19 protein-coding genes, 1 pseudogene and 1 riboswitch are annotated in these 25,382 nt (G+C 68.8%); of the genes and pseudogenes, 10 read left to right on the forward strand and 10 right to left on the reverse strand.

What is annotated here, in order from left to right; all coding sequences use genetic code 11:
• Window positions 1–46: 46 nt before the first annotated feature.
• Window positions 47–6,048: pseudogene (uvrA, locus tag BC358_RS15960) on the forward strand (excinuclease ABC subunit UvrA).
• 26 nt (window positions 6,049–6,074) lie between these two features.
• On the opposite strand, the gene BC358_RS15965 reads toward uvrA, so the two are convergent.
• On the reverse strand, window positions 6,075–6,977 hold the full coding sequence (locus tag BC358_RS15965) for an SMP-30/gluconolactonase/LRE family protein (RefSeq protein WP_079366611.1): 903 nt from the start codon (window positions 6,975–6,977) through the stop codon (window positions 6,075–6,077).
• A 122-nt stretch (window positions 6,978–7,099) separates the two neighbouring features.
• Here BC358_RS15965 and BC358_RS15970 point away from each other — a divergent pair, with 122 nt between their 5' ends.
• Window positions 7,100–7,831, forward strand: coding sequence for a trans-aconitate 2-methyltransferase (locus BC358_RS15970; protein ID WP_079366612.1), 732 nt, complete (start codon window positions 7,100–7,102; stop codon window positions 7,829–7,831).
• On the opposite strand, the gene BC358_RS15975 is transcribed toward BC358_RS15970, so the two are convergent.
• A complete protein-coding gene (locus BC358_RS15975; protein ID WP_079366613.1) occupies window positions 7,818–8,225 on the reverse strand; it encodes a hypothetical protein in 408 nt (135 codons plus the stop codon). The genes BC358_RS15970 and BC358_RS15975 overlap by 14 nt on opposite strands.
• A gap of 135 nt (window positions 8,226–8,360) precedes the next feature.
• Here BC358_RS15975 and BC358_RS15980 point away from each other — a divergent pair, with 135 nt between their 5' ends.
• Complete coding sequence (locus tag BC358_RS15980) at window positions 8,361–9,455, forward strand: YeeE/YedE family protein (RefSeq protein ID WP_079366614.1); 1,095 nt, start codon at window positions 8,361–8,363, stop codon at window positions 9,453–9,455.
• On the opposite strand, the gene BC358_RS15985 is transcribed toward BC358_RS15980, so the two are convergent.
• Together BC358_RS15985 and BC358_RS15990 are read right to left on the reverse strand one after the other, a co-directional pair.
• Window positions 9,432–10,685, reverse strand: coding sequence for an MFS transporter (locus BC358_RS15985; protein WP_079366615.1), 1,254 nt, complete (start codon window positions 10,683–10,685; stop codon window positions 9,432–9,434). The two genes, BC358_RS15980 and BC358_RS15985, sit on opposite strands and share 24 nt — an antisense overlap.
• Window positions 10,682–11,494 (reverse strand): HAD-IIB family hydrolase, encoded by an 813-nt coding sequence (locus BC358_RS15990; RefSeq protein ID WP_079366616.1) that lies wholly within the window; start codon window positions 11,492–11,494, stop codon window positions 10,682–10,684. Before BC358_RS15990 ends, BC358_RS15985 begins: the two co-directional genes overlap by 4 nt.
• Window positions 11,495–11,549: 55 nt before the next feature.
• Window positions 11,550–11,638: riboswitch (S-adenosyl-L-homocysteine riboswitch) on the forward strand.
• A gap of 74 nt (window positions 11,639–11,712) precedes the next feature.
• Between BC358_RS15990 and ahcY the strand changes: the two genes are divergently transcribed.
• From ahcY to BC358_RS16030, 7 genes are all read left to right on the forward strand, one after another.
• Window positions 11,713–13,146 (forward strand): adenosylhomocysteinase, encoded by a 1,434-nt coding sequence (gene ahcY, locus BC358_RS15995; RefSeq protein ID WP_079366617.1) that lies wholly within the window; start codon window positions 11,713–11,715, stop codon window positions 13,144–13,146.
• A gap of 6 nt (window positions 13,147–13,152) precedes the next feature.
• The gene (locus BC358_RS16000; protein ID WP_079366618.1) at window positions 13,153–13,914 is read left to right on the forward strand and encodes a TlyA family RNA methyltransferase; all 762 of its coding nucleotides are present in this window, start codon (window positions 13,153–13,155) and stop codon (window positions 13,912–13,914) included.
• On the forward strand, window positions 13,899–14,741 hold the full coding sequence (gene metF, locus BC358_RS16005) for a methylenetetrahydrofolate reductase [NAD(P)H] (RefSeq protein ID WP_079366619.1): 843 nt from the start codon (window positions 13,899–13,901) through the stop codon (window positions 14,739–14,741). The genes BC358_RS16000 and metF overlap by 16 nt, the downstream gene beginning before the upstream one ends.
• Window positions 14,742–15,044: 303 nt before the next feature.
• On the forward strand, window positions 15,045–16,619 hold the full coding sequence (locus BC358_RS16015; protein ID WP_179130090.1) for an autotransporter domain-containing protein: 1,575 nt from the start codon (window positions 15,045–15,047) through the stop codon (window positions 16,617–16,619).
• Window positions 16,616–17,149: a septal ring lytic transglycosylase RlpA family protein gene (locus BC358_RS22455; protein WP_306292803.1), complete on the forward strand. Its 534-nt coding sequence runs from the start codon at window positions 16,616–16,618 to the stop codon at window positions 17,147–17,149. The genes BC358_RS16015 and BC358_RS22455 overlap by 4 nt, the downstream gene beginning before the upstream one ends.
• Before the next feature lie 34 nt (window positions 17,150–17,183).
• Window positions 17,184–18,461 (forward strand): O-acetylhomoserine aminocarboxypropyltransferase/cysteine synthase family protein, encoded by a 1,278-nt coding sequence (locus BC358_RS16025; protein WP_066155212.1) that lies wholly within the window; start codon window positions 17,184–17,186, stop codon window positions 18,459–18,461.
• Window positions 18,462–18,623: 162 nt separating this feature from the next.
• Complete coding sequence (locus BC358_RS16030; RefSeq protein ID WP_079366623.1) at window positions 18,624–20,324, forward strand: AMP-binding protein; 1,701 nt, start codon at window positions 18,624–18,626, stop codon at window positions 20,322–20,324.
• Window positions 20,325–20,369: 45 nt separating this feature from the next.
• Here BC358_RS16030 and BC358_RS16035 read toward each other — a convergent pair whose 3' ends face one another.
• The 6 genes from BC358_RS16035 to BC358_RS16060 form a co-directional block, all read right to left on the reverse strand.
• On the reverse strand, window positions 20,370–21,479 hold the full coding sequence (locus BC358_RS16035; protein ID WP_079366624.1) for a 2Fe-2S iron-sulfur cluster-binding protein: 1,110 nt from the start codon (window positions 21,477–21,479) through the stop codon (window positions 20,370–20,372).
• 3 nt (window positions 21,480–21,482) lie between these two features.
• Window positions 21,483–22,007, reverse strand: a complete 525-nt coding sequence (gene paaD, locus BC358_RS16040; RefSeq protein WP_079366823.1) for a 1,2-phenylacetyl-CoA epoxidase subunit PaaD — start codon at window positions 22,005–22,007, stop codon at window positions 21,483–21,485.
• Window positions 22,008–22,012: 5 nt separating this feature from the next.
• Window positions 22,013–22,855, reverse strand: a complete 843-nt coding sequence (gene paaC, locus BC358_RS16045; protein ID WP_079366625.1) for a 1,2-phenylacetyl-CoA epoxidase subunit PaaC — start codon at window positions 22,853–22,855, stop codon at window positions 22,013–22,015.
• On the reverse strand, window positions 22,855–23,151 hold the full coding sequence (gene paaB, locus BC358_RS16050; protein ID WP_079366626.1) for a 1,2-phenylacetyl-CoA epoxidase subunit PaaB: 297 nt from the start codon (window positions 23,149–23,151) through the stop codon (window positions 22,855–22,857). The genes paaC and paaB overlap by 1 nt, the downstream gene beginning before the upstream one ends.
• On the reverse strand, window positions 23,148–24,170 hold the full coding sequence (paaA, locus tag BC358_RS16055; RefSeq protein ID WP_079366627.1) for a 1,2-phenylacetyl-CoA epoxidase subunit PaaA: 1,023 nt from the start codon (window positions 24,168–24,170) through the stop codon (window positions 23,148–23,150). The genes paaB and paaA overlap by 4 nt, the downstream gene beginning before the upstream one ends.
• 118 nt (window positions 24,171–24,288) lie before the next feature.
• Entirely contained in the window at window positions 24,289–25,203 is a 915-nt protein-coding gene (locus BC358_RS16060) for a 23S rRNA (adenine(2030)-N(6))-methyltransferase RlmJ (RefSeq protein WP_066155192.1), read from the reverse strand.
• Window positions 25,204–25,382: the final 179 nt, after the last annotated feature.

Below are 25,382 nucleotides of genomic sequence, written 5' to 3' on the forward strand. Positions count from 1 at the left end.
GACGTGCGGCTCCTAGAATGTTCGGCTCCCTCTCAGGAAGGCCTGCATGTCCGACGATCTCCGCCCCGCCGACGAACCCCTGTCCCCTGTCGAGGCGCCCGCAGACGGCGGCGGCACGATCCGCATCCGCGGTGCCCGCCAGCACAACCTCAAGAACCTCGATCTGGACATCCGCACCGGCGAGCTCACGGTGGTCACCGGCCCCAGCGGGTCGGGCAAGTCCAGCCTGGTGTTCGACACCCTGTTCGCCGAAGGCCAGCGGCGCTACGTCGAGACCTTCAGCGCCTACGCGCGCCAGTTCCTGGACCGCATGGACAAGCCGGCGGTGGACAAGGTCGAGGGCGTGCCCCCGGCCATCGCCATCGACCAGACCAACCCGGTGCGCTCGTCGCGCTCCACGGTCGGCACCATGACCGAGCTGAACGACCACCTCAAGCTGCTGTTCGCGCGCGGGGCGAACCTGTTCGACCGCGAGACCGCGCTGCCGGTGCGGCACGATTCGCCGGAGTCCATTTACGCGGAACTGCAAAGGCGTTCCGCCGAGCAAGGTGACCCCCGGCTGGTCGTGACCTTCCCGGTCGAGCTGCCGGCGTCCACCACGCCCGAAGAAGTCGAGCAGTGGCTCTCTGCCAGCGGCTACACCCGCGTGCAGGCCGAACGCACCGTGCAGCGCGAGGCCAAGGAGGAGGCCCCCGCCAAGGGCAAGAAGGCCAAGCCGGTGATCGAGGCGGTCAAGCTGCTGGACGTGGTGGCCGACCGCTTCCGCCTGGGCAACGCCGAACCGGCGCGGGTGATGGAGGCCATCGAAGCCGGCCTCAAGCGCGGCGCCGGCAAGCTGATGGTCTATGTGCTGAAGGAAGAGGGCCGACCCGACGCCGGGCCGCCCCAAGTCGGGTCAGCCCCCTCGGGGGGCAGCGAACCACGCGAAGCGGGGAGCGTGGGGGCCATGACGCCGGACATCTGGAGGTTTTCGACTGGCCTGCACTGCCCGGAAAGCGACATCCGCTACACCGAGCCCACGCCCTCCGCCTTTTCCTTCAACTCCGCCGTCGGCGCCTGCGAGGCCTGCCGCGGCTTCGGGCGTGTGATCGGGGTCGACTACGGCCTGGTGATCCCGGATCAGAAGCTCACGCTGCGCAACGGTGCGGTCAAGGTGTTCCAGACCCCCGCGTGGAAAGAGTGCCAGGACGACCTGATGCGCCACGCGGAAATCTCCGGCATTCCGCGCGACACGCCCTGGAACAAGCTCACGTCCGAGCAGAAGCAGTGGGTCATCGGCGGCACCCCCAGCTACAAGGACGGCCAGTGGGGCAAGCAGTGGTACGGCGTGGCGCGCTTCTTCGAGTACCTGGAGACCAAGGCCTACAAGATGCACATCCGGGTGCTGCTGTCCAAGTACCGCAGCTACACCGAATGCCCCAGCTGTGGCGGCGCGCGCCTGAAGACCGACAGCCTGCTGTGGCGCATCGGCACGAAGGCGCAGGCCGACGCGGTGCTGCCGGCCGGCAGGCGCTACCTGCCGACCGGGGTGAAGTGGTCGCGCGCGCAGCTTGAAGCCCTGCCCGGCCTGTGCCTGCACGACCTGATGCTGATGCCGCTGACCGATCTGCGGCGCTTCTTCGACGACCTGGCGAAGAACCTCGGAACGCCCGCGCCCGCATCGGCGCGGGGGGCGGGGGCGAAGGAGGAATCGGAGCCTGCGACTGACGACGCAGCCCCTGCCCCCCGCGCNCCCGCGCCGATGCAGCGAGCATCAAGGGCAGCGGCGAACAACAGGCCCTGAAGCTGCTCTTCGAAGAGATCAACACCCGCTTGCGCTACCTGTGCGAGGTCGGCATCGGCTACCTCACGCTGGACCGCCAGAGCCGCACCTTGAGCGGCGGCGAAGTCCAGCGCATCAACCTCACCACCGCGCTCGGCACCTCGCTGGTCAATACGCTGTTCGTGCTCGACGAGCCCAGCATCGGCCTGCACCCGCGCGACATGGCGCGCATCAACGACGCCATGCTGCGCCTGCGCGACGCTGGCAACACCCTGGTGGTGGTCGAGCACGACCCGGCCGTGATGCTGGCCGCCGACCGCCTGATCGACATGGGCCCCGGCCCCGGCGAGCGCGGTGGGCAGATCGTGTTCGACGGCACGCCCGAGGCCATCCGCAGCGCCGACACGCTCACGGGCGCCTACCTCGGCGCGCGCAAGACCGTGGGCATGGGCTTCAAGCGCATGGTCACCGACAGCACGCCGCGCCTGATCCTCGAAGGCGCGCGCGAGCACAACCTGCAGAACCTCTACGTCGAGTTCCCGCTGCAGCGCCTGACCGTGGTCACCGGCGTCTCCGGCTCGGGCAAGTCCACGCTGATCCAGGACGTGCTCGCGCCCGCGCTGCTGCGACATTTCGGCAAGGCCACCGAAACGCCGGGCGCGCACGACCGCCTGCTGGGTGCCGACTTCCTGAGCGAGGTGGTCTATGTGGACCAGTCGCCCATCGGCAAGACCGCGCGCTCCAACCCGGTCAGCTACGTCGGCGCCTGGGACGCGATCCGCTCGCTGTTCGCCGACGCGCCGCTTGCGCGCCAGCGCAGCTACACCGCGGCCAAGTTCAGCTTCAACAGCGGTGACGGGCGCTGCCCGACCTGCGGCGGCTCGGGCTTCGAGCACGTGGAAATGCAGTTCCTGAGCGATGTCTACCTGCGCTGCCCGGACTGCGATGGCAAGCGTTACCGGCCCGAGGTGCTGGAGGTGCGCATCGAACGCGGCGGGCGGATGCTCAACGTGGCCGATGTGCTGGAACTCACCGTGAGCGAAGCCGCGGACCTGTTCAAGGCCGACCGCGAGGTCATCCGCGTGCTGCAGCCCATCGTCGACGTGGGGCTGGAATACGTGAAGCTGGGCCAGCCCGTGCCCACGCTCTCGGGCGGCGAGGCGCAGCGCCTCAAGCTCGCGGGCTTCCTGGCCGAGGCGGCCAAGAACAGCGCGGCCAGCCGCCAGGCGCTGGCCCGCAAGGGCACGCTGTTCCTGTTCGACGAGCCGACCACCGGCCTGCACTTCGACGACATCGCCAAGCTCATGCGCTCGCTGCGCAAGCTGCTCGAAGCCGGCCATTCGCTGATCGTGATCGAACACAACCTGGACGTGATCCGCAGCGCCGACTGGCTGATCGACCTCGGCCCCGAAGGCGGTTCGGGCGGTGGCCTGGTGGTGGCCGAAGGCCCGCCCGAGGAGGTGCGCGAGCACCGCAGCAGCCACACCGCCAAGGCCCTGCGCGACTACGCCGCCGCCATGGACAAGGTGCACACGGTGAGCGACGTGATCGCGAGCTATGCCGTGAAGCGACGGCCCGCGCAGGCCGGCGGCAACGCGGTGCGCATCGTCAACGCCAAGGAACACAACCTCAAGAACCTGAGCGTGGACATCCCGCGCGGCAAGTTCAACGTCATCTCCGGCGTCAGCGGTTCGGGCAAGAGCACGCTGGCCTTCGACATCCTGTTCAACGAAGGCCAGCGGCGCTACCTCGAATCGCTCAACGCCTACGCACGCAGCATCGTGCAGCCCGCGGGCCGGCCCGAGGTGGACGCGGTCTACGGCATCCCGCCCACGGTGGCGATCGAGCAGCGCCTCAGCCGCGGCGGCCGCAAGTCCACCGTGGGTACCACCACCGAGGTCTGGCACTTCCTGCGCCTGCTCTACGTGAAGCTGGGCACGCAGCACTGCGTGCACGACGGCGCGGCCGTGATGCCGCAAAGCCCCGAGAGCATCGCCGCCGCCATCCTCACCCGCTACCGCGGCCGCCACATCGGCCTGCTGGCGCCGCTGGTGGTCAACCGCAAGGGCGTCTACACCGAGCTGGCCGACTGGGCGCGTCCGCGCGGCTACACGCACCTGCGAGTGGACGGCGAGTTCCTGCCCACCACCGGTTTCCCGCGCATCGACCGTTTCAAGGAACACACCATCGAACTGCCGGTGGCCGACGGCGTGGTGGACCCGGCGAACGAAGCCTGGCTGCGCACCCAGCTGACCAAGGCGCTCGAAATCGGCAAGGGCACGCTGCACTTGCTGACCGATCTTGACGGCCTCGCGCCCGCGCTGGCCGAGGGGCGTTCCACCGCCGGCTTGGGCAAACTGGAGGTGTTCTCCACCACGCGCGCCTGCCCGACCTGCGGCACAAGCTACCCCGAACTGGACCCGCGTCTGTTCTCCTACAACAGCAAACACGGCTGGTGCCCCGACTGTGTGGGCACGGGCGTCAAGCTCTCGCGCGAGCAGCGCAAGGCGCTGGACGATTCGGTGCGCGACGACGACCAGAAGGGCCGCGAGCAGAGCTTCGCCGAGCCCGAGGTGGACGACCTGACCGATGAGGCCTGCCCCAGCTGCGAAGGCACGCGGCTGAACGCGCAGGCGCGGGCTGTGAAGTTCGGCGGTGTGGGCATCACCGACATCGCGCGCCTGTCGGTGAGCGAGGTGCGGCAGAAGGTCCGTGCGCTCATGGCCGACGGTGGCTTGAGCAGTCGGGAAGCCGACATTGCTCGTGACCTGCTGCCCGAAATCGAAAGCCGCCTGGCCTTCCTCGAAGAAGTGGGGCTGTCCTATCTGACGCTGGACCGCGGCGCCCCCACGCTCAGCGGCGGCGAGGCGCAGCGCATCCGCCTGGCCGCCCAACTCGGCAGCAACCTGCAGGGCGTGTGTTACGTGCTGGACGAGCCGACCATCGGCCTGCACCCGCGCGACAACCAGATCCTGCTGGACGCGCTGCACAAGCTGGGCGACATGGGCAACACCCTGGTGGTGGTGGAGCACGACGAGGACACCATCCGCCGTGCCGACCACATCATCGACATTGGCCCCAGCGCCGGCAAACGCGGCGGCCGCGTGGTGGCGCAGGGCACGGTGGCCGACCTGTCGGCCAGCGAAGAGTCGCTGACCGGCCGCTACCTGCTGCACGCGATGAAGCACCCGCTGCAGCCGCGGCGCGCCGTCACCGCCGACGGTGAGCAGCTCGAACTGCGCGGCGCCACCATGCACAACCTGCAGCAGGTGGACGTGGCCGTGCCGCTCAAGCGCCTGGTGGTGGTCACCGGCGTCAGCGGTTCCGGCAAGTCCACGCTGGCGCGCGACGTGCTGCTCACCAATGTGGCCGAGGCGGTGTCGATGCGCAGCACCTTCGCCGGCCGCCAGGCCTGGGACAACGAGGGTGTGCGCCCCGCCTGGACCGGCTGCAGCAAGCTGCTGGGCAGCGAGACCGTGGACCGCGTGCTCGAGGTCGACCAGACGCCGATCGGCAAGACGCCGCGCTCCTGCCCGGCCACCTACATCGGCTTCTGGGACACGGTGCGCAAGCTGTTCGCCGACACGCTGGAAGCCAAGGCGCGCGGCTACGGCCCGGGCCGCTTCAGCTTCAACACCGGCGAAGGCCGCTGCCCCGCCTGCGAAGGGCAGGGCATGCGCACCATCGAGATGAGCTTCCTGCCCGACGTGAAGGTGCCTTGCGAGGTCTGCCACGGCGCGCGCTTCAACCCCGAGACCCTGGCCGTCACCTGGAAGGGCAAGAACATCGGCGACGTGCTGCAGATGGCGGTGGACGAGGCGGTGGAGTTCTTCGCCAGCATGCCCGCCATCAGCCACCCGCTGCAATTGCTCAAGGACGTGGGCCTGGGCTACCTCACGCTGGGTCAGCCGTCACCCACGCTCAGTGGCGGCGAGGCGCAGCGCATCAAGCTGGTGACCGAACTCAGCAAGGTGCGCGACGAGGTAGGCCGCCGCGGCCAGAAGGCGCCGCACACGCTGTACGTGCTGGACGAACCCACGGTGGGCCTGCACATGGCCGACGTGGAAAAACTCATCCGCGTGCTGCACCGCCTGGTGGACGGTGGCCACAGCGTGGTCGTGATCGAACACGACCTGGACGTGATGGCCGAGGCCGACTGGATCATCGACCTCGGGCCGGAAGGCGGCTCGGGCGGCGGCCGCATCGTGGCGGCGGCGGCGCCGGAGGAGGTGGTGGCGCTCGGCACCCACACGGGCAAGGTGCTGGCGCCGGTGCTGGCGCGCTGAACAGCCCGCCCGCCGGGCGGCTGCGTTCAGGGCCGGCCGGCGCCCGGCACGTTCACGGTGGTGGTCCAGATGGCCGCCTCGCGCGCGGCCTGGCGCGCGTGCTCCAGGAAGTCCGGCGCCACGCAGATGAACAGGGTGCGGCCATCGGGGCCGCCGAGCGTGCAGGCGAAGGCGCCCTGGTCCCCGGTGGAAATGCTCTCCAGGATCTCGCCGCCCGGGGCCATGCGCACCACGCGGTGGCCCACGGCGTCGGCGAACCACACCGCGCCCTCGGCGTCCAGCGTGGCGCCGTCGGGTGCCGCCTTGAGCGCGCCCAGCACGCTCGGCACGTCGGTCATGGCCGGCAACGGGCCCCAGGCGGCCCAGTCGCGGCGCGGCCCCAGCTGGCCGTCGGGCTGGATGTCGAAGGCCGAGATGCGGTTGCCCATCGTCTCCGCGACGATCAGGGTCCGGCCGTCGGGCGTGATCATGCTGCCGTTGGGGAAGTACAGGCCTTCGGCCGCCGCGTGCACCGAACCGTCGGGGTCGACGCGCGCCAGTGTGGCGGTGTGTGGCGCGCCGCCGCCCATCAGGTCGAAGCCGAAATTGCCCACGTAGGCACGGCCTTGCGCGTCCACCACCATGTCGTTGACATGACCGTTCGCGACGGACGACAGATCGGCGTGCGTGACGAGGCGGCCGTCGGCCTCGCGGCGCAACACCTTGCGGTCGCGCATCGAGACCACCAGCAGGCGGCCGTCGGGCAGCCAGCCCATGCCCGAGGGCTGTTGCGGCACGTCGGCGATTTTTTCCACCCGGCCCTGCCCGTCGACGCGGATGATCTGGTGGGTGTAGAAGTCCGACAGCCACAGGTGGTCGTCGCGCCAGCGCGGGCTTTCGAAGAAGGTGTAGCCTGAGACGAGCACGGAAAAGCGGGGGTCGAGGGCCATGGGGGTGTCTCCTGAATGTTGTGGTGGAAGACGCACCATAGACACGCCGTGCCGCCGAGGCAAGCCGCCACCATCGCCTTGGCGACGCCGGCGGCCGCGCCGCGAGCGATGACAATGCCCGCATGCTGATCTGGCCGCTCCCCGCGCTGCTGACCTGGGCACTGGCCTGGGGCTTGTTCATGGGCCTCCAGTCGGCGGGTCTGGGACCGGTGGCGGCCTTTGTGTTCGCCCTGCTGGCCGCCAGCCTGGCCGCCTGGACCGGCCGCACGCCCTGGCGACGCCTGTTCATGCTGGCCGGCTTCCCGCTCTCGCTGCTGGCCAGCGGTGCGGCGGTTGCGGTGCCGGGCTGGGTCTGGCTGCTGCCGCTGGCCCTGCTGCTGGCCCTGTACCCGCTGGGCAGCTGGGGCGACGCGCCGCTGTTCCCCACGCCCGAGAACGCACTGGACGGGCTGGCGCAGAGGGCGCCGCTGCCTGATGGCGCGGCGGTGGTGGACGCGGGCTGCGGGCTTGGTGCCGGCCTGATCGCGCTGCGCCGCCAGTATCCGAAGGCGCAGATCCACGGCCTGGAATGGAGCTGGCCGCTGGCCCTGCTGTGCCGGCTGCGCTGCCGCTTTGCAACGGTGCGCCGTGCCGACATCTGGGCACAGGACTGGTCGGGCTACCGCATGGTCTACCTGTTCCAGCGGCCCGAGAGCATGCCGCGCGCGATGGAGAAGGCCGCCGCCGAGCTGGCGCCGGGCGCCTGGCTGGCCAGCCTGGAGTTCGAGGCCGCCGGTTTCACACCGAAAGCCCGGCTCGAAACCGTCCAGGGCAAGCCGGTCTGGCTCTACCAGGTGCCCTTCAAGCGGCGCTGAAATACCAGGCGGCCAGCACCACCGCCAGCACCACCACCGCCCCCATCAGCAGCCGCGTGCGCGTGCGCAGCAGCTCCACCGCGGCCACCAGCCGGGTGTTCTGTTCGGCCAGTTCGGCCACGGTCTGGGTGATCTGGTCCTGCGTCTGCTGCAGCCGGGTGAGGTCCTCGCGCGCCGTGGCCAGCTGTTGCTGGAGTTCGCGCAGCTCGGGCGGCGTGGGGCCGGGCGCCTCGATGACGGCGGCGTCCGGGGCGGGGGCGGGCTCGGCGGTCTCGCGGCGCCGCTGGCGCTGCTGGTTCAGCAGGTCGCGCGCGCCCTTGAGCACTTTGGGCGCGTGTTCGATCACGTCGCCCCAGGGAATCACCTTCAGCGCGGTCAGCCAGGGGATGGGCATGGGAGTCCTTTCATGTGGGGGGCACTGCCCGCCCGGGAGCTTAGCGTCCCGTCACATGTTGCGCCGCGTCAAGAGAAATGGGCGATAACAGGCATAACATCCGTAAATTCGCATGTTTTGATAAATGAGGATCGCATGGACTGGACCGCCTGGATCGAACACTACGGAGAGCCCCGGGTGCTGCTGGTGGGCGGCCTGCTCAGCGGGCTGCTGTTCGGCTTTTTTGCGCAGCGCTCGAAGTTCTGCCTGCGCGCCGCGGTCATCGAGTTCTGGCACGGCCGGTTCGGTGAAAAGCTCGCGGTGTGGCTGCTGGCGTTCTCCACCGCGGTGGTGGCGGTGCAGCTGTTCGTGGTGTCCGGCCTGCTGGACGTCAGCACGGCGCGGCAGCTCGCTTCCAAAGGCAGTCTGTCGGGCGCGCTGATCGGTGGTCTGATCTTCGGCGTCGGCATGGTCATGACGCGCGGCTGCGCCAGTCGCCTGCTGGTGCTCTCGGCCAACGGCAACCTGCGCGCGCTGCTCTCGGGGCTGATCTTCGCGGTCACGGCGCAGGCCTCGCTGGCCGGCGTGCTGGCACCCTGGCGCGAGGCCATCGCCGGGCTGTGGGTGGTGGACGGTGGACCGGCGCGCAGCCTGCTGGCCCTGGTCGGCGTGGGTCCGAACGACGGTCTGGCCTTCGGCGCGGTGTGGATGGTGACCGCGGGCTTCTTCGCCTACTACAGCGGCTGGGGCGTCTGGAAATGGCTGGGCGGCATCGGCACCGGCCTGGCGGTGGCCCTGGCCTGGCTGTTCACCTACCAGGTGCTGGCGCACTCCTTCGAGCCGGTCCAGGTGCAGGGCATGACCTTCAGCGGACCCTCGGCCGAGTGGCTGATGCGCGTGCTGAGCAACCCCGATGAGCCCTGGAACTTCGACCTCGGCCTGATGCCGGGCGTGTTCCTGGGTTCGCTCATCGGCGCGCTGGTGGGCGGCGACTGGAAGCTCGAAGGTTTCGGCGGCGGCTACACCATGCCGCGCTACATCATCGGCGCCATCCTCATGGGCTTCGGCTCCATGCTGGCCGGCGGCTGCGCGGTGGGTGCCGGCATGACCGGCGGCGCCATCTTCGCCGTCACCGCCTGGCTCACGCTGGCGGGCATGTGGGTCGGCGGCGGCCTGGCCGACCGGGTGCTGGACCGTCCCCGGCCGGCCGCACCGGCCGGTGCGGCATCAGGCGCGGCCGCGGCGCCCTGAGCGCAGGGCGCGGTATTCGCGCCGCAACAGCCACCAGCCCGGCCCGGCCACGGCCAGCAGCAGCGCCGGAAAGCCGCTCACCGGCGCCCAGTCCAGCATGGCGGCGCCCAGCGCCGGCGCCAGCACGCCGCCCAGCGTGTACGAGAGCACCAGCACCGCCGTGCTGTTGACCAGGGTGATGCCTTCCTCCCGCGAGCCGATGTCGATCATGGCGAGCGTGTACAGACTGCCGCCCGCGCCGCCCCAGACGAAGGCCACCGCCGCCGCCAGCCAGGGGGCGCCGGCCACGAAGGGAATCAGCACCGTCGCCAGCAGGGTGATCAGGGCGCAGGCGTGCAGGATCAGCACCCGGGCGCCGTGTTCGCCGCCGTGGCGCTGCTGCAGCGAGGGCCGGTCCGCCGCCATGCCGGCGGGCAGCATCATCAGCGCGCTGCCCAGGCCGCTGGCCGACACCAGCAGCGCCGCGGCCGCTGCCCCCATGCCCAGCGCCAGACCGTAGAGCGGCAGGATGGAGGTCAGGCCGCTTTCAAAGAAGCCGCCGACGAAGCCGACCATCATGATCAGCGGGTGCGCGCGCAGCGCGTGCCAGACGCCGTGCAGGCCCACGCGCGCCTCGTGCGCGTCGGCGGCGGCCGGCAGGCGCGGAATCCACAGGCTGCCCAGCAGGCCCAGCACCAGAAAGCCCAGCACGATCCACAGCGCCACCGGGCTGGTGGGGCCCACCAGCGCCAGCAGGGCCGGGCCGATCACGAAGGTGGTGCCGACCATGGTTTCGAACAGGCCCACCATGCGCCCGCGCTGGTGGGGCGGCGCGAACTCGGCCACCACCGCCTCGGCCAGCACCCAGCGCAGGCCGGAGGCGGCGCCGGCGATGAACTCGCAGGCGAACCAGACGGGCAGGGCGTCGGTGAGCAGGAAGCCGGTGGTGGAGACCACGGGGATGAGCGCCGACAGCCACAGCGTGGGCCGTCGGCCCAGGCGCTGGGTGATGGCCGAGGCGAAGGGCGTCATGAAGAACACGCCGACCCAGCCGCTGGCCGCGAACAGCCCCGCCAGCGCGGTGGACTCGCCACCGTCCTTGAGCTGCAGCAGCAGCCAGGGCATGAGCATGAAGTAGCCGACCAGCTCGCAGAAGGTGGCGATGAAGATGGCCCACAGGCCCCGGCGGGCCAGCGCAGGCGCCGCCGCCGGGGCGGAGGTGGACGGCGGAGGCAGCAGGGGGCCGCTCATGCGCCGGCTCCGGCCGGGCGCGCGGCCAGCACCGCCTGCGCCACCTCGGCAAACCCGGCGCCACGTTCTCCCCGAGTCACGTAGCGCGGACGCTGCGCCAGCTGGTTCCAGAAGCGGGCGATGTTGGCCACGCCCACGCTGTGCGGGAAGTGACCGAACATGAGCGCGTCGTTGGTTGAGTCACCCACGTAGACCCAGCGGCCCCGCTCTGCATCAAGGTCACGGCCCAGCCGCTGGCGCACGATCCAGCGAGCGCCTTCGAGCTTGTGGTGCTCGCCGATCCAGCCGTTGATGTGGATGGAGCTGACGGTGGCGTTGAGCCCGCCTTCGCGCATCAGCGCCACCACGCGCTGGATATCGGCCTCGTGCAGGTGGGCGAACTCGCTGTGGTCGATGGCGATGTCGGTCTCGCGCCCCGGGCTGTCCTGCGACAGGCGGGTGTGCGGCAGCTCGGCCAGCACCCGCTGCGCCACCGCCTGCAGGCGGGCGAAGTTGGCGCTGCGGGTGGCTTCGTCCTGCAGCCAGTCCTTCTGCAGCGAACCGTCGGTGCCGCGCCAGAGCGCCACCGCGCCGTTCTCCGCCACGATGGCGTCCACCGGCCAGGCCAGCGCAAACGGCTCGCTCCAGCCCGCGGGTCGGCCGGTGATGGCGAACACCGGCAGGCCCGCGGCGCGCAAGGCGTGCAGCGCCGCCAGCGCGTCGGGCGTGATGGCGCCGTCGGTGGTCAGGGTGTCGTCGATGTCGGTGAGCACGCCGTGGATGCGCGCGCGCTCGGCCAGCGGCCAGTCGGAAAGCAGGGAATGGGTCATAAAGGCCCGCCAGTTTCGCAGATGCCCAGAATCGGCGCCTGCGGTAGAATCGCGGCCATCCGAGGAGCGTTGCAGCGCACCCCCGACCCCCCGGTCGGCGCGGTTCGTGAGGCTCGGACATCCATGCAACGACGCTCATCCACTTCTCTGTGCGATGGGCTTTTTTTTGTCCCCCTCTCGCCCGTGAAGTGGTTCATCAACCTTCAATGGAGCGAACCATGAACGCACGCATTCCCGCCGTCGCCACCGACTGCGTCATCGCCGACATCGGCCTGGCCGACTGGGGCCGCAAAGAAATCAAGATCGCCGAGACCGAGATGCCCGGCCTGATGGCCATCCGCGAGGAATTCGCGGCCAAGCAGCCCCTGAAGGGCGCGCGCATCACCGGCTCGCTGCACATGACCATCCAGACGGCGGTGCTGATCGAGACCCTCAAGGCCCTGGGCGCCGACGTGCGCTGGGCCTCGTGCAACATCTTCTCCACCCAGGACCACGCCGCCGCCGCCATCGCCGCCGCCGGCACGCCGGTGTTCGCCGTCAAGGGCGAGACCCTGGTCGACTACTGGGACTACACCCACCGCATCTTCGACTTCGGCCCCAAGGGCAGCGAAGGCGAAGGACCCAACATGATCCTGGACGACGGCGGCGACGCCACGCTGCTGATGCACCTGGGCAAGCGTGCTGAAAAGGACGCTTCCGTGCTGGCCAACCCGGGCAGCGAGGAAGAGCGCATCCTGTTCGCCGCCATCAAGGCCAAGCTGGCCGAAGACAGCACCTGGTACAGCCGCAAGAGCGCCCAGATCATCGGCGTGACCGAAGAGACCACCACCGGCGTGCACCGCCTCAAGGAAATGTCGGCCAAGGGCACGCTGATGTTCCGCGCCATCAACGTCAACGACTCGGTGACCAAGTCCAAGTTCGACAACCTGTACGGTTGCCGCGAATCGCTGGTGGACGGCATCAAGCGCGCCACCGACGTGATGATCGCCGGCAAGGTCGCCGTGGTCGCCGGTTACGGTGACGTGGGCAAGGGCTCGGCCCAGGCCCTGCGCGCCCTCAGCGCCCAGGTGTGGGTGACCGAGATCGACCCCATCAACGCCCTGCAGGCCGCGATGGAAGGCTTCAAGGTCGTGACCATGGAGTGGGCCGCCGACAAGGCCGACATCTTCGTGACCACCACCGGCAACCGCGACGTGATCACCTACGAGCACATGGCGGCGATGAAGGACCAGTCCATCGTCTGCAACATCGGCCACTTCGACAACGAGATCCAGGTCGCCAAGCTGGAAGAGAAGTGCCAGTGGGAAGAGATCAAGCCCCAGGTGGACCACGTGATCTTCCCGGACGGCAAGCGCATCATCCTGCTGGCCAAGGGCCGTCTGGTGAACCTGGGCTGCGGCACGGGTCACCCCAGCTTCGTGATGTCCAACTCCTTCGCCAACCAGACCATCGCGCAGATCGAGCTGTTCACCCACCCCGAGGGCTACGACGTGGGCAAGGTTTACGTGCTGCCCAAGCACCTGGACGAGAAGGTCGCGCGCCTTCACCTGAAGAAGGTCGGTGCGATGCTGACCGAGCTGAGCGACGAGCAGGCCGCCTACATCGGCGTGCCGAAGCAGGGTCCGTACAAGCCTGACAGCTACCGCTACTGATCGCCGATGCGCGCTGACCAGTTGCTCGTCGAGCGAGGGCTGGCCGCGTCGCGCTCACAGGCCCAGCGGCTGATCGCCGCGGGCGTGCGCTGGCGGCTGTCAGGCGGTGACTGGAAACCGGTCACCAAGAACGGCGAGGAGCTGCGCGAGACGGCGGAACTGCAACTGCTGGACACGGCGGAGTCGCGCTTCGTCTCGCGCGGCGGGCTCAAGCTCGACGGCGCACTGGCGCACTGCGGGATCGACGTGACCGGCCTGCGCTGCCTCGACGTGGGACAGAGCAGCGGCGGCTTCACCGACTGCCTGCTGCAGCGCGGCGCGGCGCAGGTGGTGGGCGTGGACGTTGGCCAAGGCCAGCTGCATCCGAAGCTGCGCGCCGACAAGCGCGTGGTCTGCATCGAGAAGTGCAACGCGCGCGAGCTGAAGGCGGCGCAACTGGCGGCGCTGGGTGGAGACACGGCGGCCGCGCCCTTCGACCTGGTGGTGGGCGATCTGTCCTTCATCTCGCAGACCCTGGTGTGGCCGGCCCTCGTGCCGCTGCTCAAGCCGGGCGCCAGCTTGCTGATGCTGGTCAAACCGCAGTTCGAACTGCAGCCCGAACACATCGGCAAAGGCGGGCTGGTGAAAGACACCGCGAGCCACGCGCTCGTGCAACAACGCATCGCACAGGCCTGCGACGACAACGGCCTGCGACTGCGGGACTATTTTGAAAGCGCCATCACCGGCGGTGATGGCAACCGGGAGTTCTTCGTATGGGCCTGCCCCTGAGTTTTGAATTCTTTCCGCCCAAGACGCCCGAGGGTGCCGAGAAGCTGCGCGTGGTGCGCCAGAAGCTGTATGCCCTGAAGCCCGAGTTCTGCTCGGTGACCTATGGCGCCGGTGGCTCCACCCAGAAGGGCACCTTCGACACCGTGCAGGCGATCCTCGCCGAAGGCGTGGACGCGGCCTCGCACTTCTCGTGCATCGGCGCCACCAAGGCCGGCGTGCGCGAGCAGCTGGCCACGCTCAAGGCAATGGGCGTGCGGCGCCTGGTGGCGCTGCGCGGCGACCTGCCCAGTGGCTACGGCCTGGGCGGCGAGTTCCAGCATGCGAGTGATCTGGTGACCTTCATCCGCGAGGAGACCGGACGCGACTTCCACATCGAGGTGGCCGCCTACCCGGAGATCCACCCGCAGGCCAAATCACCCGAGGCGGACCTGCAGGCCTATGTGACCAAGGTGAAGGCGGGCGCCGACTCGGCCATCACGCAGTATTTCTACAGCGCCGACGCCTACTTCCGTTTCGTGGACGAGGCACGCCGGCACGGGGCCGATGTGCCGGTGGTGCCCGGGATCATGCCGATCACCAGTTCCTCGCAGCTGCTGCGGTTCTCGGACGCCTGCGGCGCCGAGATCCCGCGCTGGATCCGGCTGCGCCTGCAGGCCTTCGGCGACGACACCGAGTCCATCAAGGCTTTCGGGCTGGATGTGGTGACCGATCTGTGTGATCGGCTGCGCAGTGCCGGTGCGCCCGCGCTGCACTTCTACACCATGAACCAGAGCGTGGCGACGCTGGAGATCGTGCGGCGGCTGGCGGGACAGCAGCCGCACCACTGACACCCGCCGGGACCTTTCGTGTGGCCCCTGGACCAGGGGAAAAGTCGGTCGGAGGTGTAAGAAGATAATATCCATTGCTTGAGGGTCGGACAGGCAGACACCCTCTGCGCCGAATTCCTTGAGGGTGACCCATGTCCAAGCAACCAGCACACACATTCCGATCTGACAGCGCACCCGTGCGGCGCCGCGAGTTTCGGCAAGCCGCCACCGGGCTGGCCACGGCGTCCGTCTTGGTCGCGGGCTACCTCCCACGGAATCACGGTCACTTCCACGGCGCAAGACGCCTTTCACAACCAGGATACCTTGCATGTTCCTGAGGGCATCACTGCCCAGATCACGTGCAACTACACGCAGTCCGGAGCCTTGCGCCTGGGGGCCAGCAGCTCTTCCAGCTTCGGACGCCTGACGGTGTCCGGCGACGTGGATCTGCAGCCGAGCGCCACGTTTGTGGTGGACGTCAGCGGCACCAGCCTGGCCGCGGGCGACACGCTGGCGGGCTTGGTGACCGCCACGGGAGGGGGCACCCTGACCAATGCCGCGCCGGCCACGAATGTGTCCGACAACAGCGCCTTGTTCAACTTCCGGTCGCAGACCAGTGGCAGCCAGGTGAACCTGCTGGTCGATGCCGCAGGTACGCCCCCGCCTCCTGCTCCTCCCCCTGCTCCTGCTCCTCCCCCGGCTCCAGCACCTGCGCCTGCGCCCTCTCCGGGAGGTGGCGGCCACGGCGGTGGCGCCGCGCCAGAGCCCGCTCCGGAGCCCGTCCCCGGGCAGGGCATCGTGCCGGCGACCATCCAGGCGGGATTGATCAACGGTGTGCCGACCGCCCAGGTGCTGGATGGCTACATCCGCGGCGGGCGCACAGGCACCGACTGGGATACCGTGGTGACGGCCCTGGGGCGTCTGCCCGACGACGCGTCGGTGGCGAGGGCCGTCGGGCAGGCCATGCCCTCGATGCATGGCAACGCGGCCCAGGCCCTGCTGGCACATGTCTCGAGCACCGGTTCGGCCGTGGTCGGGCAGCAGGCCGTGGGTGGTCCGGACGGCGCCGACGCGAAACCCGGCACGGGACTCTGGGTCCAGCCGCTGAACCACCGGGTGGATCAGGACCGCTACCGCCAAGCCAGCGGTTACCGGGTGCGCACACAAGGTCTGGCGGGTGGTTACCAGGCGTCCATGGTGTCCGGCAGCACCCTGGGCTTCGGACTGGCTTACCTGGATGGCCGTGTGGACGGTCGTGACTTCGCGCTGGGGCACCGCAGCGATCTGGAAAGTGTCCAGGTGCTGGGCTATGGTTCCTACGACCTCTCGGCATGGCGCCTGCAATGGCAGGCCGACGCCACGCGCAGTTCGGTCAAGTCCGAGCGCAACCTGGGATTCATCGGGCGCTTGGCAAAGGCCAGCTACCGCGGGCACGCCTCGCATCTGGGGCTGAGCATGGGGCGCCCCATGACCCTGGCCACCACCTCGGTCACGCCCTCGGTGGGTCTCGACTGGCGCCGCGCGCGCAACAACGCGTACACCGAAACAGGTGCCGGGGCGCTGGATCTGCGGGTCGCCGCCCAGAAGGCCGAGGAACTGGTCGCCAAGCTGGGCGTGGAGGCACGCCATCCGCTGGGTGCGCAGAGCCATCTGCTGGCGCAGGCCGCTGTCGGGTACGACCTGTCCGGCGGTCGCGACAGCACCTCGGCCCAGTTCGTCGGGGGTGGTCCGGTGTTTTCAACCCCCGGATCGGAGCAGCGGCGCACCCTGGCCGAGCTGGGGCTGGGTGTGGCCCACAAGGTCGGCGATGCCATGGAAATGCGCGTGCACTACGACCTGAGCCTGCGCGGGAAAATGACCGATCAGAGCGTCAGCCTGCGTCTGGACTGGCGCTTTTGAAACGCTGCGCGCGGTTCTTCGCGCCGTCTTTGCTGATGGCGGTGCTGGCGGGCTGTGCCACGCCGCTCGCCGGCCCGGTTCCAGCCGGGGCCGCCACCGACCCGCTGCCGGTGGTGCCCCACGGCCCCGCCATTCCCCCGACCCGCAACGGCGACACCCTGGCAGATCCCACCGGGTCCGCAGCCGCCGAACGGTCCGCTGACGGGGCTCGCAGCCCGGACGGGTCCCGCGACTCCGCAGGCGTTCTCGAAAAGGGGCTGGCGTCCTGGTATGGCAGCAAGTTCCACGGCCGTCGCACCGCCAGCGGTGAGCGCTACGACCGGCACGCCATGACCGCCGCGCACCGGACGCTGCCGTTTGGCACACGCGTGCGGGTGCGCAGCGTGGTCACCGGCAAGGAGGTGGTGGTCCGCATCAACGACCGTGGCCCCTTCAAGCGCTCGCGCGTGATCGACCTCAGCCAGGCCGCGTTCAACGCGCTGGGGCTGCAGGGCCGAGGCGTGACCCAGGTCGAGTTGCTGCCAGAATGACCGGTTGTTCATCCAGCACCCCAAGGAGACCCGCATGAAAATCGAAACCATCGCCGTGCACGGCGGCTACACGCCCGATCCCACCACCAAGGCCGTCGCCGTGCCGATCTACCAGACCGTCGCGTACGCCTTCGACAACACCCAGCACGGTGCCGACCTGTTCGACCTCAAGGTCGCGGGCAACATCTACAGCCGCATCATGAACCCCACCAACGGGGTGCTGGAGGCACGCCTCGCGGCGCTGGAAGGCGGCATCGGTGCGCTGGCCGTGGCCTCGGGCATGGCGGCCATCACCTACGCCATCCAGACCATCGCCGAAGCGGGCGACAACATCGTCTCGGCCTCGACGCTCTACGGCGGCACCTACAACCTGTTCGCGCACACCTTCCCGCAGCAGGGCATCACGGTGCGTTTCGCCGACCCGCGTGATCCGGCCGCGTTCGCCGCGCTGATCGACGAGCGCACCAAGGCCATCTACTGCGAATCGGTGGGCAACCCGCTGGGCAACGTGACCGACATTGGCGCGCTTGCGAAGGTGGCGCACGCGGCCGGCGTGCCGCTGATCGTGGACAACACCGTGACCAGCCCTTACCTGTGCCGCCCGTTCGAGCACGGCGCCGACATCGTGGTGCACTCGCTGACCAAGTACCTGGGCGGCCACGGCACCAGCATCGGTGGTGCGATCGTTGACAGCGGCAAGTTCCCCTGGGCCGAGCACAAGGCGCGCTTCAAGCGCCTGAACGAACCCGACGTGAGCTACCACGGCGTGGTCTACACCGAGGCCCTGGGCCCGGCCGCCTACATCGCCCGCGCCCGCGTGGTGCCACTGCGCAACATGGGCGCGGCGCTCTCGCCCATGAACGCCTTCCAGATCCTGCAGGGCATTGAGACCCTGGCGCTGCGCATGGACCGCATCTGCGACAACGCCGTCAGGATCGCCAACCACCTGCAGGACCACCCCAAGGTGGCCTGGGTCAACTACGCCGGCCTGCCCGGCCACAAAGACCACGCGCTGGTGCAGCAGTACATGGGCGGCCGAGCCTCCGGCATCATCAGCTTCGGCCTGAAATCGGATGACGCCATCGCTGCCGGCACGCGTTTCCAGGACGCGCTGCAACTCTTCACTCGTCTGGTCAACATCGGCGACGCCAAGTCGCTGGCCTGCCACCCGGCCTCGACCACGCACCGTCAGCTCAACCCGGACGAAATGAAGAAGGCCGGCGTGAGCGCAGACATGGTTCGCCTGTCCATCGGCATCGAGCACATCGACGACCTGATGGCCGATCTGGAGCAGGCGCTGGCGAAGGTGTGAGCCACCGCCCGCGTGCCCGTGAAACCCGCTTTGGCGGGTTTTTTTCTGTCTCCGGGCTGCACCGGCCTTGATCTCGCGCAGCCGCCAGCGGCGTGCGCGTGGCATATTGGCCCTTGCTGGTCGCGGTGGCGCGGCGGCTTGTCGCAAGAACGAGGTGGACACATGGACAGACCCTGGCTCAGTCAATACCCGGCCGGGGTACCGGCAGAGATCGACGTTCACCGGTTTGCGTCGCTCAAGGACATGCTGGCATCGAGTTGCGAGCGCTTTGCCGACCGGCCGGCTTACCGCTCAATGGGCGCGACGATCAGTTTTCGCCAGCTCGACGACGCCAGCCGCGCGTTCGCGGCCTGGCTGCAGAAGGTGGCGGGTCTGCAGCGTGGCGACCGCGTCGCCCTCATGATGCCCAACCTGTTGCAGTACCCGGTGGTGCTGTTCGGTGTGTTGCGCGCGGGCATGGTGGTGGTGAATGTCAACCCGCTCTACACGCCGCGCGAGCTGGAGCACCAGTTGAAAGACGCAGATGTCCGGGCCATCGTGGTGCTGGAGAACTTTGCGCACACGCTGGAACAGGTGATCGCATCGACCCCCGTGCGCACGGTGGTGACGACGCAGGTGGGGGACTTGCTGCCTGCGGTGAAGCGGCTGCTGACGAACGCCGTGGTCAAGCATGTGAAGAAGCTGGTGCCGCCCTGGCGGCTGAAGGGTGCGGTGGACTTTCGACGGGCACTGGCCGCCGGCCGTGCACAGACGCAGGACGATGTGCCGCTCCAGCACGGTGATCTCGCCTTCCTGCAGTACACCGGTGGCACCACCGGCGTGGCCAAAGGGGCCATGCTCAGCCACGGCAACATGGTGGCCAACGTGCTCCAGGTGGGGGCCTGGATGTCGCCCAACCTGAACGATGGCGAGGAGACGCTGATCCTGCCGCTGCCGCTGTACCACGTGTTCGCGCTGACCGGTGCGCTGTCCTTTTTCAGCAAGGGTGCGCAGGCGGTGCTGATTCCCAATCCGCGCGATCTGCCGGCGTTTCTGCAGGTGCTGCGGGAGACCCGCTTCACCGCGATCATCGGTGTCAACACCCTCTTTCGTGCCCTGCTCGATGCACCCGGTTTTGCCCAGGTGGACCTGCGCCCGCTGAAGCTGGCGGTGGCTGGCGGCATGGCGGTGCAGCAGGTGGTGGCCCACCGCTGGAAAGCGCGGGCCGGCGTGCCGCTGGTGGAAGGCTACGGCCTCACCGAAAGCGCGCCGGTGGCGATCGCCAACCCGGTCACCATCCCGGAGTGGAGCGGGCAGATCGGCGTGCCACTGCCGAGCACGGAGGCGGCCATCCTCGACGACGATGGCGCGCATCTGGGCATGGGCGAGGTCGGTGAAATCTGCCTGCGCGGCCCGCAGGTGATGCAGGGCTACTGGAACCACCCCGAAGAGACGGCCAAGGCGTTCACCGCCGATGGCTGGCTGCGCACCGGCGACATGGGGGTGATGGACGAGCGCGGCAGCATCCGCATCACCGACCGCAAGAAAGACATGATCGTGGTCTCGGGGTTCAAGGTGTTCCCCAACGAGATCGAGGACGTGCTGACCCTGCACCCCGGTGTGCAGGAGGCCGCGGCGGTCGGCGTGCGCGACGAGCGTTCGGGCGAAGCGGTCAAGGTGGTGGTCGTGCGCAGCGACCCGGACCTGACCGAAGCCGACGTGCTCGCGCACTGCAAGCAGCACCTGACCGGCTACAAGATGCCGCGCGTGGTGGCGTTTCGAAGCGAGCCGCTGCCCAAGACCAACATCGGCAAGATCCTGCGCCGAGAACTGCGCGACGTCGGGGCTGCAACGGTCCCGTCGGACCCGCCCGCAAACGCTTGACGCCCGCTGGCGTCGGGTGGCCGAGCCTTGCGCCAGGCGCCGCGCTCAGCGCTCGTCGTAGCTCACCACCAACGTGTCGGTGGTCGGCCGGGCCTGGCAGCTGAGCACGAAGCCTTTTTCCGTCTCCCAGGGTTCGAGCGTGAAGTTTTTGTCCATGGTCACCGCCCCCTCCATCACCTTGGCGCGGCATGTGCAGCACACACCGCCCCGGCACGACCAGGGCAGGTCCAGCCCGGCGTTCAGCGCCACGTCCAGCACGTGCTCGTCCTTGCCCATGCGCAGTTGGTGCGGCTTGCCGTCGAGCACCACGGTCAGCGCCACCTCGCCGTCGGTGCGCACGGCCGGATGACCGAGCACGGCGGCCTGGCGTTGCGCAGCCGGGAGCGCCTCCAGCGTCGGTGACGTGAAGCGTTCGGTGTGTATGCGGTCGGGTCGCACGCCAGCGTCCAGCAGCGCTTTCTCGGTGGCTTCGATCATGGCCTCGGGGCCACACACAAACACCTCGTCCATGCTGCCCACCGGCAGCAGTGCGCCGATGATCTCGCGCACCTTGTCACCGTCGATGCGGCCTTCGAGCAGGGGCACTTCCTGCGCCTGGCGCGAGAGCACGTGGATCAGGGTCAGGCGGTCAGGGTGGCTGTCCTTGAGGTCCTGCAGCGCCTCGTTGAACATCACGCTGGCCATGCGGCGGTTGCCGTAGACCAGGGTGAACTTGGCGTCGGGCGACTCCTCCAGCGTGCTGGCCATGATGGACAGGATGGGCGTGATGCCCGAGCCCGCCGCAAAGCCCACGCGGTGGAGGGCGCGCGGCTTGTGGATGGTGAAGCGGCCGTCGGGGGGCATCACGCGCAGCGTATCCCCTGACCGCAGCTGTGTGGCCGCCCAGTTGGAGAACACGCCGCCTTCCACCGGCCGGATGCCCAGCGTCACTTCGCCGTGTGTCGCCAGCCGGCTGCGCGGGCTGCTGATCGAGTAGCTGCGCCGCACGTCCTGGCCTCCGATGGTTGCGCGCAGGGTGAGGAACTGGCCGGGCTCGAAGGCAAAGGTGTCGCGTAAGGCTTCGGGGATGGCCAGAGAGACGGCGACGGCGCCGGCGGCCTCGGGGTCGATGCGCGAGACGGTGAGGTCGTGGAAGCGGGCGGCGGCGGTGCTCATGGTTCAGTACGGCTTGAAGTAGTCGAAGGGTTCCAGGCAGTCCAGGCAGCGGTACAGCGCCTTGCAGGCCGTGGAGCCAAAGGGGGCGGTCTGCGTCGTGTTGTGCGATCCGCATCGAGGGCAGGGCACGTCCACGGGTCGCGCTGCATGGCGGCTGAACTGGAGCACGCCCGATGGCGCTGCTCGGCTGCTGCCGCATTGCGGCGGCGCGATGCCGTAGGCACGCAGCTTCTCTTTGGCGGCATCGCTCATCCAGTCGGTGGTCCAAGCCGGCGAGAGCTGGGTCACCACGCGGCCGGGCAAGCCGGCCTCGCGCAGCACGGTGACGATATCGTCCTCGATCTGGCCCATGGCCGGGCAGCCGCTGTAGGTGGGGGTGATGACCACCTCAGGCACACCGTCGCTGCCCTCGCGCACCTCACGCAGGATGCCCAGCTCGCTCAGGCTGACCACCGGGATCTCGGGGTCGGCCAGGTGCGCCAGCGCCCGCTCGAGGGCCTGCAGCGACGACTCGGTGGTTGCGCCCATGGTGTTCACCAGACCGCGGTCGGGTGGGCGCGGGCCAGGCTTTGCATCTCGGCCAGGAGAAAGCCCAGGTGCTCCGAATGCACACCCACGTGGCCCTGCGCCACATAGCCTTGGTGGGGCTGGTCGTGGCGGGTCAGCGTGGCCTCGCTCAGCGTCTCGTTGACCAGCAGATTCCAGGGCTCGCGCAGGGTGTTGATGTCCACACCCGTGCCGTCCTGCGCCGCTGCCTGCTCGGTCGGGCCGGGTTGCCAGAAGGCTTCGCAGAAAGGCAGCAGGTGGTCGATGGCGTCCTGCGCGCGGCGGTGCGATTCGTCGGTGCCGTCGCCCAAACGCACCAGCCAGTCGCTGGCGTGCTGCAGGTGGTAGCGCACCTCCTTGAGCGACTTGGCGGCAATGCCGGCCAGTTGCGCATCCTTCGACGACTGCAAGCGGTCCCACACCAGCACCATCAGCGCGCTGACCAGGAAGTTGCGCGCGATGGTGGTCGCGTAGTCGCGCTCAGCCACGGCGTAGCCGACCAGCGGGCCGTGGTGCGGCAGTTCCATGATCGTGTGGTTGCGGAACTCGGCGGTGTCGCGGAAGTAGGCCAGGGTGTCCTCGGTCACACGGCCGTCCTGCCGCGCGCCCTGCAGGTGGGCGAATCGCTGCGCCAGTGCGCCGTCGCCGTTGATCCGGTCGGCCGCGTGCTGGTAAAGCAGTCGCGCCTGCCCGATCAGGTCCAGGCTGTTGTTGGCCAGGGCCAGGTCCTCTTCGAGGATGGGGCCGTGACCGCACCACTCGGCGTTGCGCTGGCCCAGCACCAAGGCGTTGTCGGCCAGGTGCAGGATGTAGTCGACCGGCGCCTTCATCACATATGCCCCACTTTGTCCGGGATCTCGTAGAAGGTCGGGTGGCGGTAGACCTTGTCGGCCGCCGGGTCGAAGAAGCTGTCTTTGCTGTCGGGCTCGCTGGCGGTAATGGCGGTCGAGGGCACGACCCAGATGCTCACGCCTTCCTGGCGGCGGGTGTAGACGTCGCGCGCCATCTGCAGCGCGTGGCGCGCATCGCTGGCGTGCAGGCTGCCGCAGTGCTTGTGCTCCAGGCCCTGCTTGCTGCGGACGAAGACTTCCCACAGGGGCCATTCCTTCAATGCGGGCGCGTTCATGCGACCTCCTTCTGCTGACGTTGCTGTTGCTTGGCGGCGTGGGCGAGCGCGGCTGCGCGCACCCAAGCCCCTTGCTCGTGCGCCTTGACCCGGGTGGCCAGGCGTTCCTTGTTCATCGGACCGTGGCCATTGACCGTGGCCCAGAACTCGTCCCAGTCGATCTGTCCGTAGTCCCAGTGGCCGCGCGCCTCGTTCCACTTCAGGTCGGGGTCGGGCAGGGTCACACCCAGCACCTCGGCCTGCGGCACGGTGGCGTCCACGAACTTCTGGCGCAGGTCGTCGTTGCTGATGCGCTTGATGCCCCAGCGCATGCCCTGCACGCTGTTGGGGCTGTTGTCATCCGGCGGGCCGAACATGGCCAGGCACTTCCACCAGTAGCGGTTGACGGCGTCCTGGACCATGGCCTTCTGCTCGGCCGTGCCCTGCATCATCACCAGCAAGGCTTCGTAGCCCTGGCGCTGGTGGAAGCTCTCTTCCTTGCAGACGCGGATCATGGCGCGGGCATAAGGGCCGTAGCTGCATCGGCACAGCGGGATCTGGTTCATGATCGCCGCGCCGTCGACCAGCCAGCCGATCACGCCGACGTCGGCCCAGTTCAGCGTGGGGTAGTTGAAAATCGAGCTGTACTTGGCTTTGCCGGTGTGCAGGGCGTCGAGCATCTGGTCGCGGCTGGTGCCCAGGGTCTCTGCCGCCGAATACAGATAGAGACCATGGCCACCTTCGTCCTGCACCTTGGCGATCAGGATGGCCTTGCGCTTGAGGCTGGGCGCGCGGCTGATCCAGTTGCCCTCGGGCAGCATGCCGACGATCTCGCTGTGCGCGTGCTGGCTGATCTGGCGCACCAGGGTCTTGCGATAGGCCTCGGGCATCCAGTCGCGCGGCTCGATCTTGCCGTCGGCGTCGATCACGGTGTCGAAATGCGCCTGCAGCGCGGCGTCCTCGGCGCGGATCGGCGTGGCCGCCGCCTTCGGTGCGCCCTTGGCGTCGCCATCAGCGACGGAAAAGGATTGGGTGTACATGCGCGTCTCCTGCACCCGCCAAGCGGGGTGGATGCGCAGTATATGGAATTAGCCGACCGATCGGTTGGTTAATTCGCAGGGCGCGGATCGGGAATTACCCGTGGCCCGTTTCCCGGCTTCAGGCGCCGCCCGCTTCCACGGACTGCGCTTGGCCGCGGCCACGTCCCAACAGCGTCACCAGCAGCGGCAGCGTGGCTTGCAGTTCGGCCTTCAGCGTGTGCGGCGGGTTGATCACGAACATGCCGCTGGCGGTCAGTCCCGGCCGCTCGCCGAGGGCCAGCGGGCCGTGGCTGATGTTCAGCGTGGCATGTAACCAGGGGCGTTTGGCGTGGTTGCACAGGGTCTTGAGCTTGCGCGGCAGGTCGTGCGCCTCGGCCCGGGGAATGATCGGGTACCACACCAGGTAGGTGCCGGTTGGAAAGCGCTTGAGGCATTCCTGTATGCAGGCACTCACTTTGGCGTAGTCGCTCTTGATCTCGTAGCTCGGATCGATCAGCACCAGCGCGCGTTTGGAGCCCGACACCGATGGCGGCGGGGGCAGCAGGGGTTTGAGGCCCTCGAATCCGTCTTGCATCGCGACCGCGATCTGGCGCCCGGCTTCGAGCTGGGCGATGTTGGCGTTCAGCGTGCGGCTGTCGGTCGGGTGCAGTTCGAACAGCTTGAGGCGGTCGCGTGCCTCGGTGCGCATCAGAGCCTGCATCACGAATGGCGAGCCCGGGTAGACGCGCAACTGGCCGTCCGGGTTGAAGCCTGCGATCAGGTCGAGGTAGTCATCAAGCGCCGCGGTGGACGCGGGCGGCGTGCCGGTGGCGGGCCGCATCGCCGCCATCAGCTTCACGATGCCGTCTGCGGCTTCCCCGCCTTTTTCGGCGTAGTCGCCGTCCAGCCGGTACAAGCCGGCGCCGGCGTGGGTGTCGACCAGGGTGATGCCCGCCTCCTTCTTCATCAGATGGCGCAGGGTGGCCATCAGAGTGATGTGTTTGAGCACGTCGGCATGGTTGCCGGCGTGGAAGGCGTGGCGGTAACTGAACATCGGGCGATGGTAGCGCCGGCCGGCCTGTTACGGGCCCTATTTGCCAGCCGGTGGTGAAAAATCGTACAATGCTCGGCTTCGCAGCGATTTCGTGGCCCCGCGACGAAGCCATCAACACCACCTAAGAGCGTTCCGTCAGAGAACGACCGACCGTGGAAAAGGGTCCGCCAAACCAACTC

It is taken from the genome of Hydrogenophaga sp. H7 (genome assembly GCF_002025745.1).
Taxonomy (GTDB): Bacteria; Pseudomonadota; Gammaproteobacteria; order Burkholderiales; family Burkholderiaceae_C; genus Hydrogenophaga; species Hydrogenophaga pseudoflava.

Excerpts from the sequence above, each read along its gene's own strand:
- BC358_RS15965 (WP_079366611.1), bottom strand. The coding sequence starts at position 6,977 with ATGGCCCTCGACCCCCGCTTTTCCGTGCTCGTCTCAGGCTACACCTTC.
- BC358_RS15970 (WP_079366612.1), top strand. The coding sequence starts at position 7,100 with ATGCTGATCTGGCCGCTCCCCGCGCTGCTGACCTGGGCACTGGCCTGG.
- BC358_RS15975 (WP_079366613.1), bottom strand. The coding sequence starts at position 8,225 with ATGCCCATCCCCTGGCTGACCGCGCTGAAGGTGATTCCCTGGGGCGAC.
- BC358_RS15980 (WP_079366614.1), top strand. The coding sequence starts at position 8,361 with ATGGACTGGACCGCCTGGATCGAACACTACGGAGAGCCCCGGGTGCTG.
- BC358_RS15985 (WP_079366615.1), bottom strand. The coding sequence starts at position 10,685 with ATGAGCGGCCCCCTGCTGCCTCCGCCGTCCACCTCCGCCCCGGCGGCG.
- BC358_RS15990 (WP_079366616.1), bottom strand. The coding sequence starts at position 11,494 with ATGACCCATTCCCTGCTTTCCGACTGGCCGCTGGCCGAGCGCGCGCGC.
- ahcY (WP_079366617.1), top strand. The coding sequence starts at position 11,713 with ATGAACGCACGCATTCCCGCCGTCGCCACCGACTGCGTCATCGCCGAC.
- BC358_RS16000 (WP_079366618.1), top strand. The coding sequence starts at position 13,153 with ATGCGCGCTGACCAGTTGCTCGTCGAGCGAGGGCTGGCCGCGTCGCGC.
- metF (WP_079366619.1), top strand. The coding sequence starts at position 13,899 with ATGGGCCTGCCCCTGAGTTTTGAATTCTTTCCGCCCAAGACGCCCGAG.
- BC358_RS16025 (WP_066155212.1), top strand. The coding sequence starts at position 17,184 with ATGAAAATCGAAACCATCGCCGTGCACGGCGGCTACACGCCCGATCCC.
- BC358_RS16030 (WP_079366623.1), top strand. The coding sequence starts at position 18,624 with ATGGACAGACCCTGGCTCAGTCAATACCCGGCCGGGGTACCGGCAGAG.
- BC358_RS16035 (WP_079366624.1), bottom strand. The coding sequence starts at position 21,479 with ATGAGCACCGCCGCCGCCCGCTTCCACGACCTCACCGTCTCGCGCATC.
- paaD (WP_079366823.1), bottom strand. The coding sequence starts at position 22,007 with ATGGGCGCAACCACCGAGTCGTCGCTGCAGGCCCTCGAGCGGGCGCTG.
- paaC (WP_079366625.1), bottom strand. The coding sequence starts at position 22,855 with ATGAAGGCGCCGGTCGACTACATCCTGCACCTGGCCGACAACGCCTTG.
- paaB (WP_079366626.1), bottom strand. The coding sequence starts at position 23,151 with ATGAACGCGCCCGCATTGAAGGAATGGCCCCTGTGGGAAGTCTTCGTC.
- paaA (WP_079366627.1), bottom strand. The coding sequence starts at position 24,170 with ATGTACACCCAATCCTTTTCCGTCGCTGATGGCGACGCCAAGGGCGCA.
- BC358_RS16060 (WP_066155192.1), bottom strand. The coding sequence starts at position 25,203 with ATGTTCAGTTACCGCCACGCCTTCCACGCCGGCAACCATGCCGACGTG.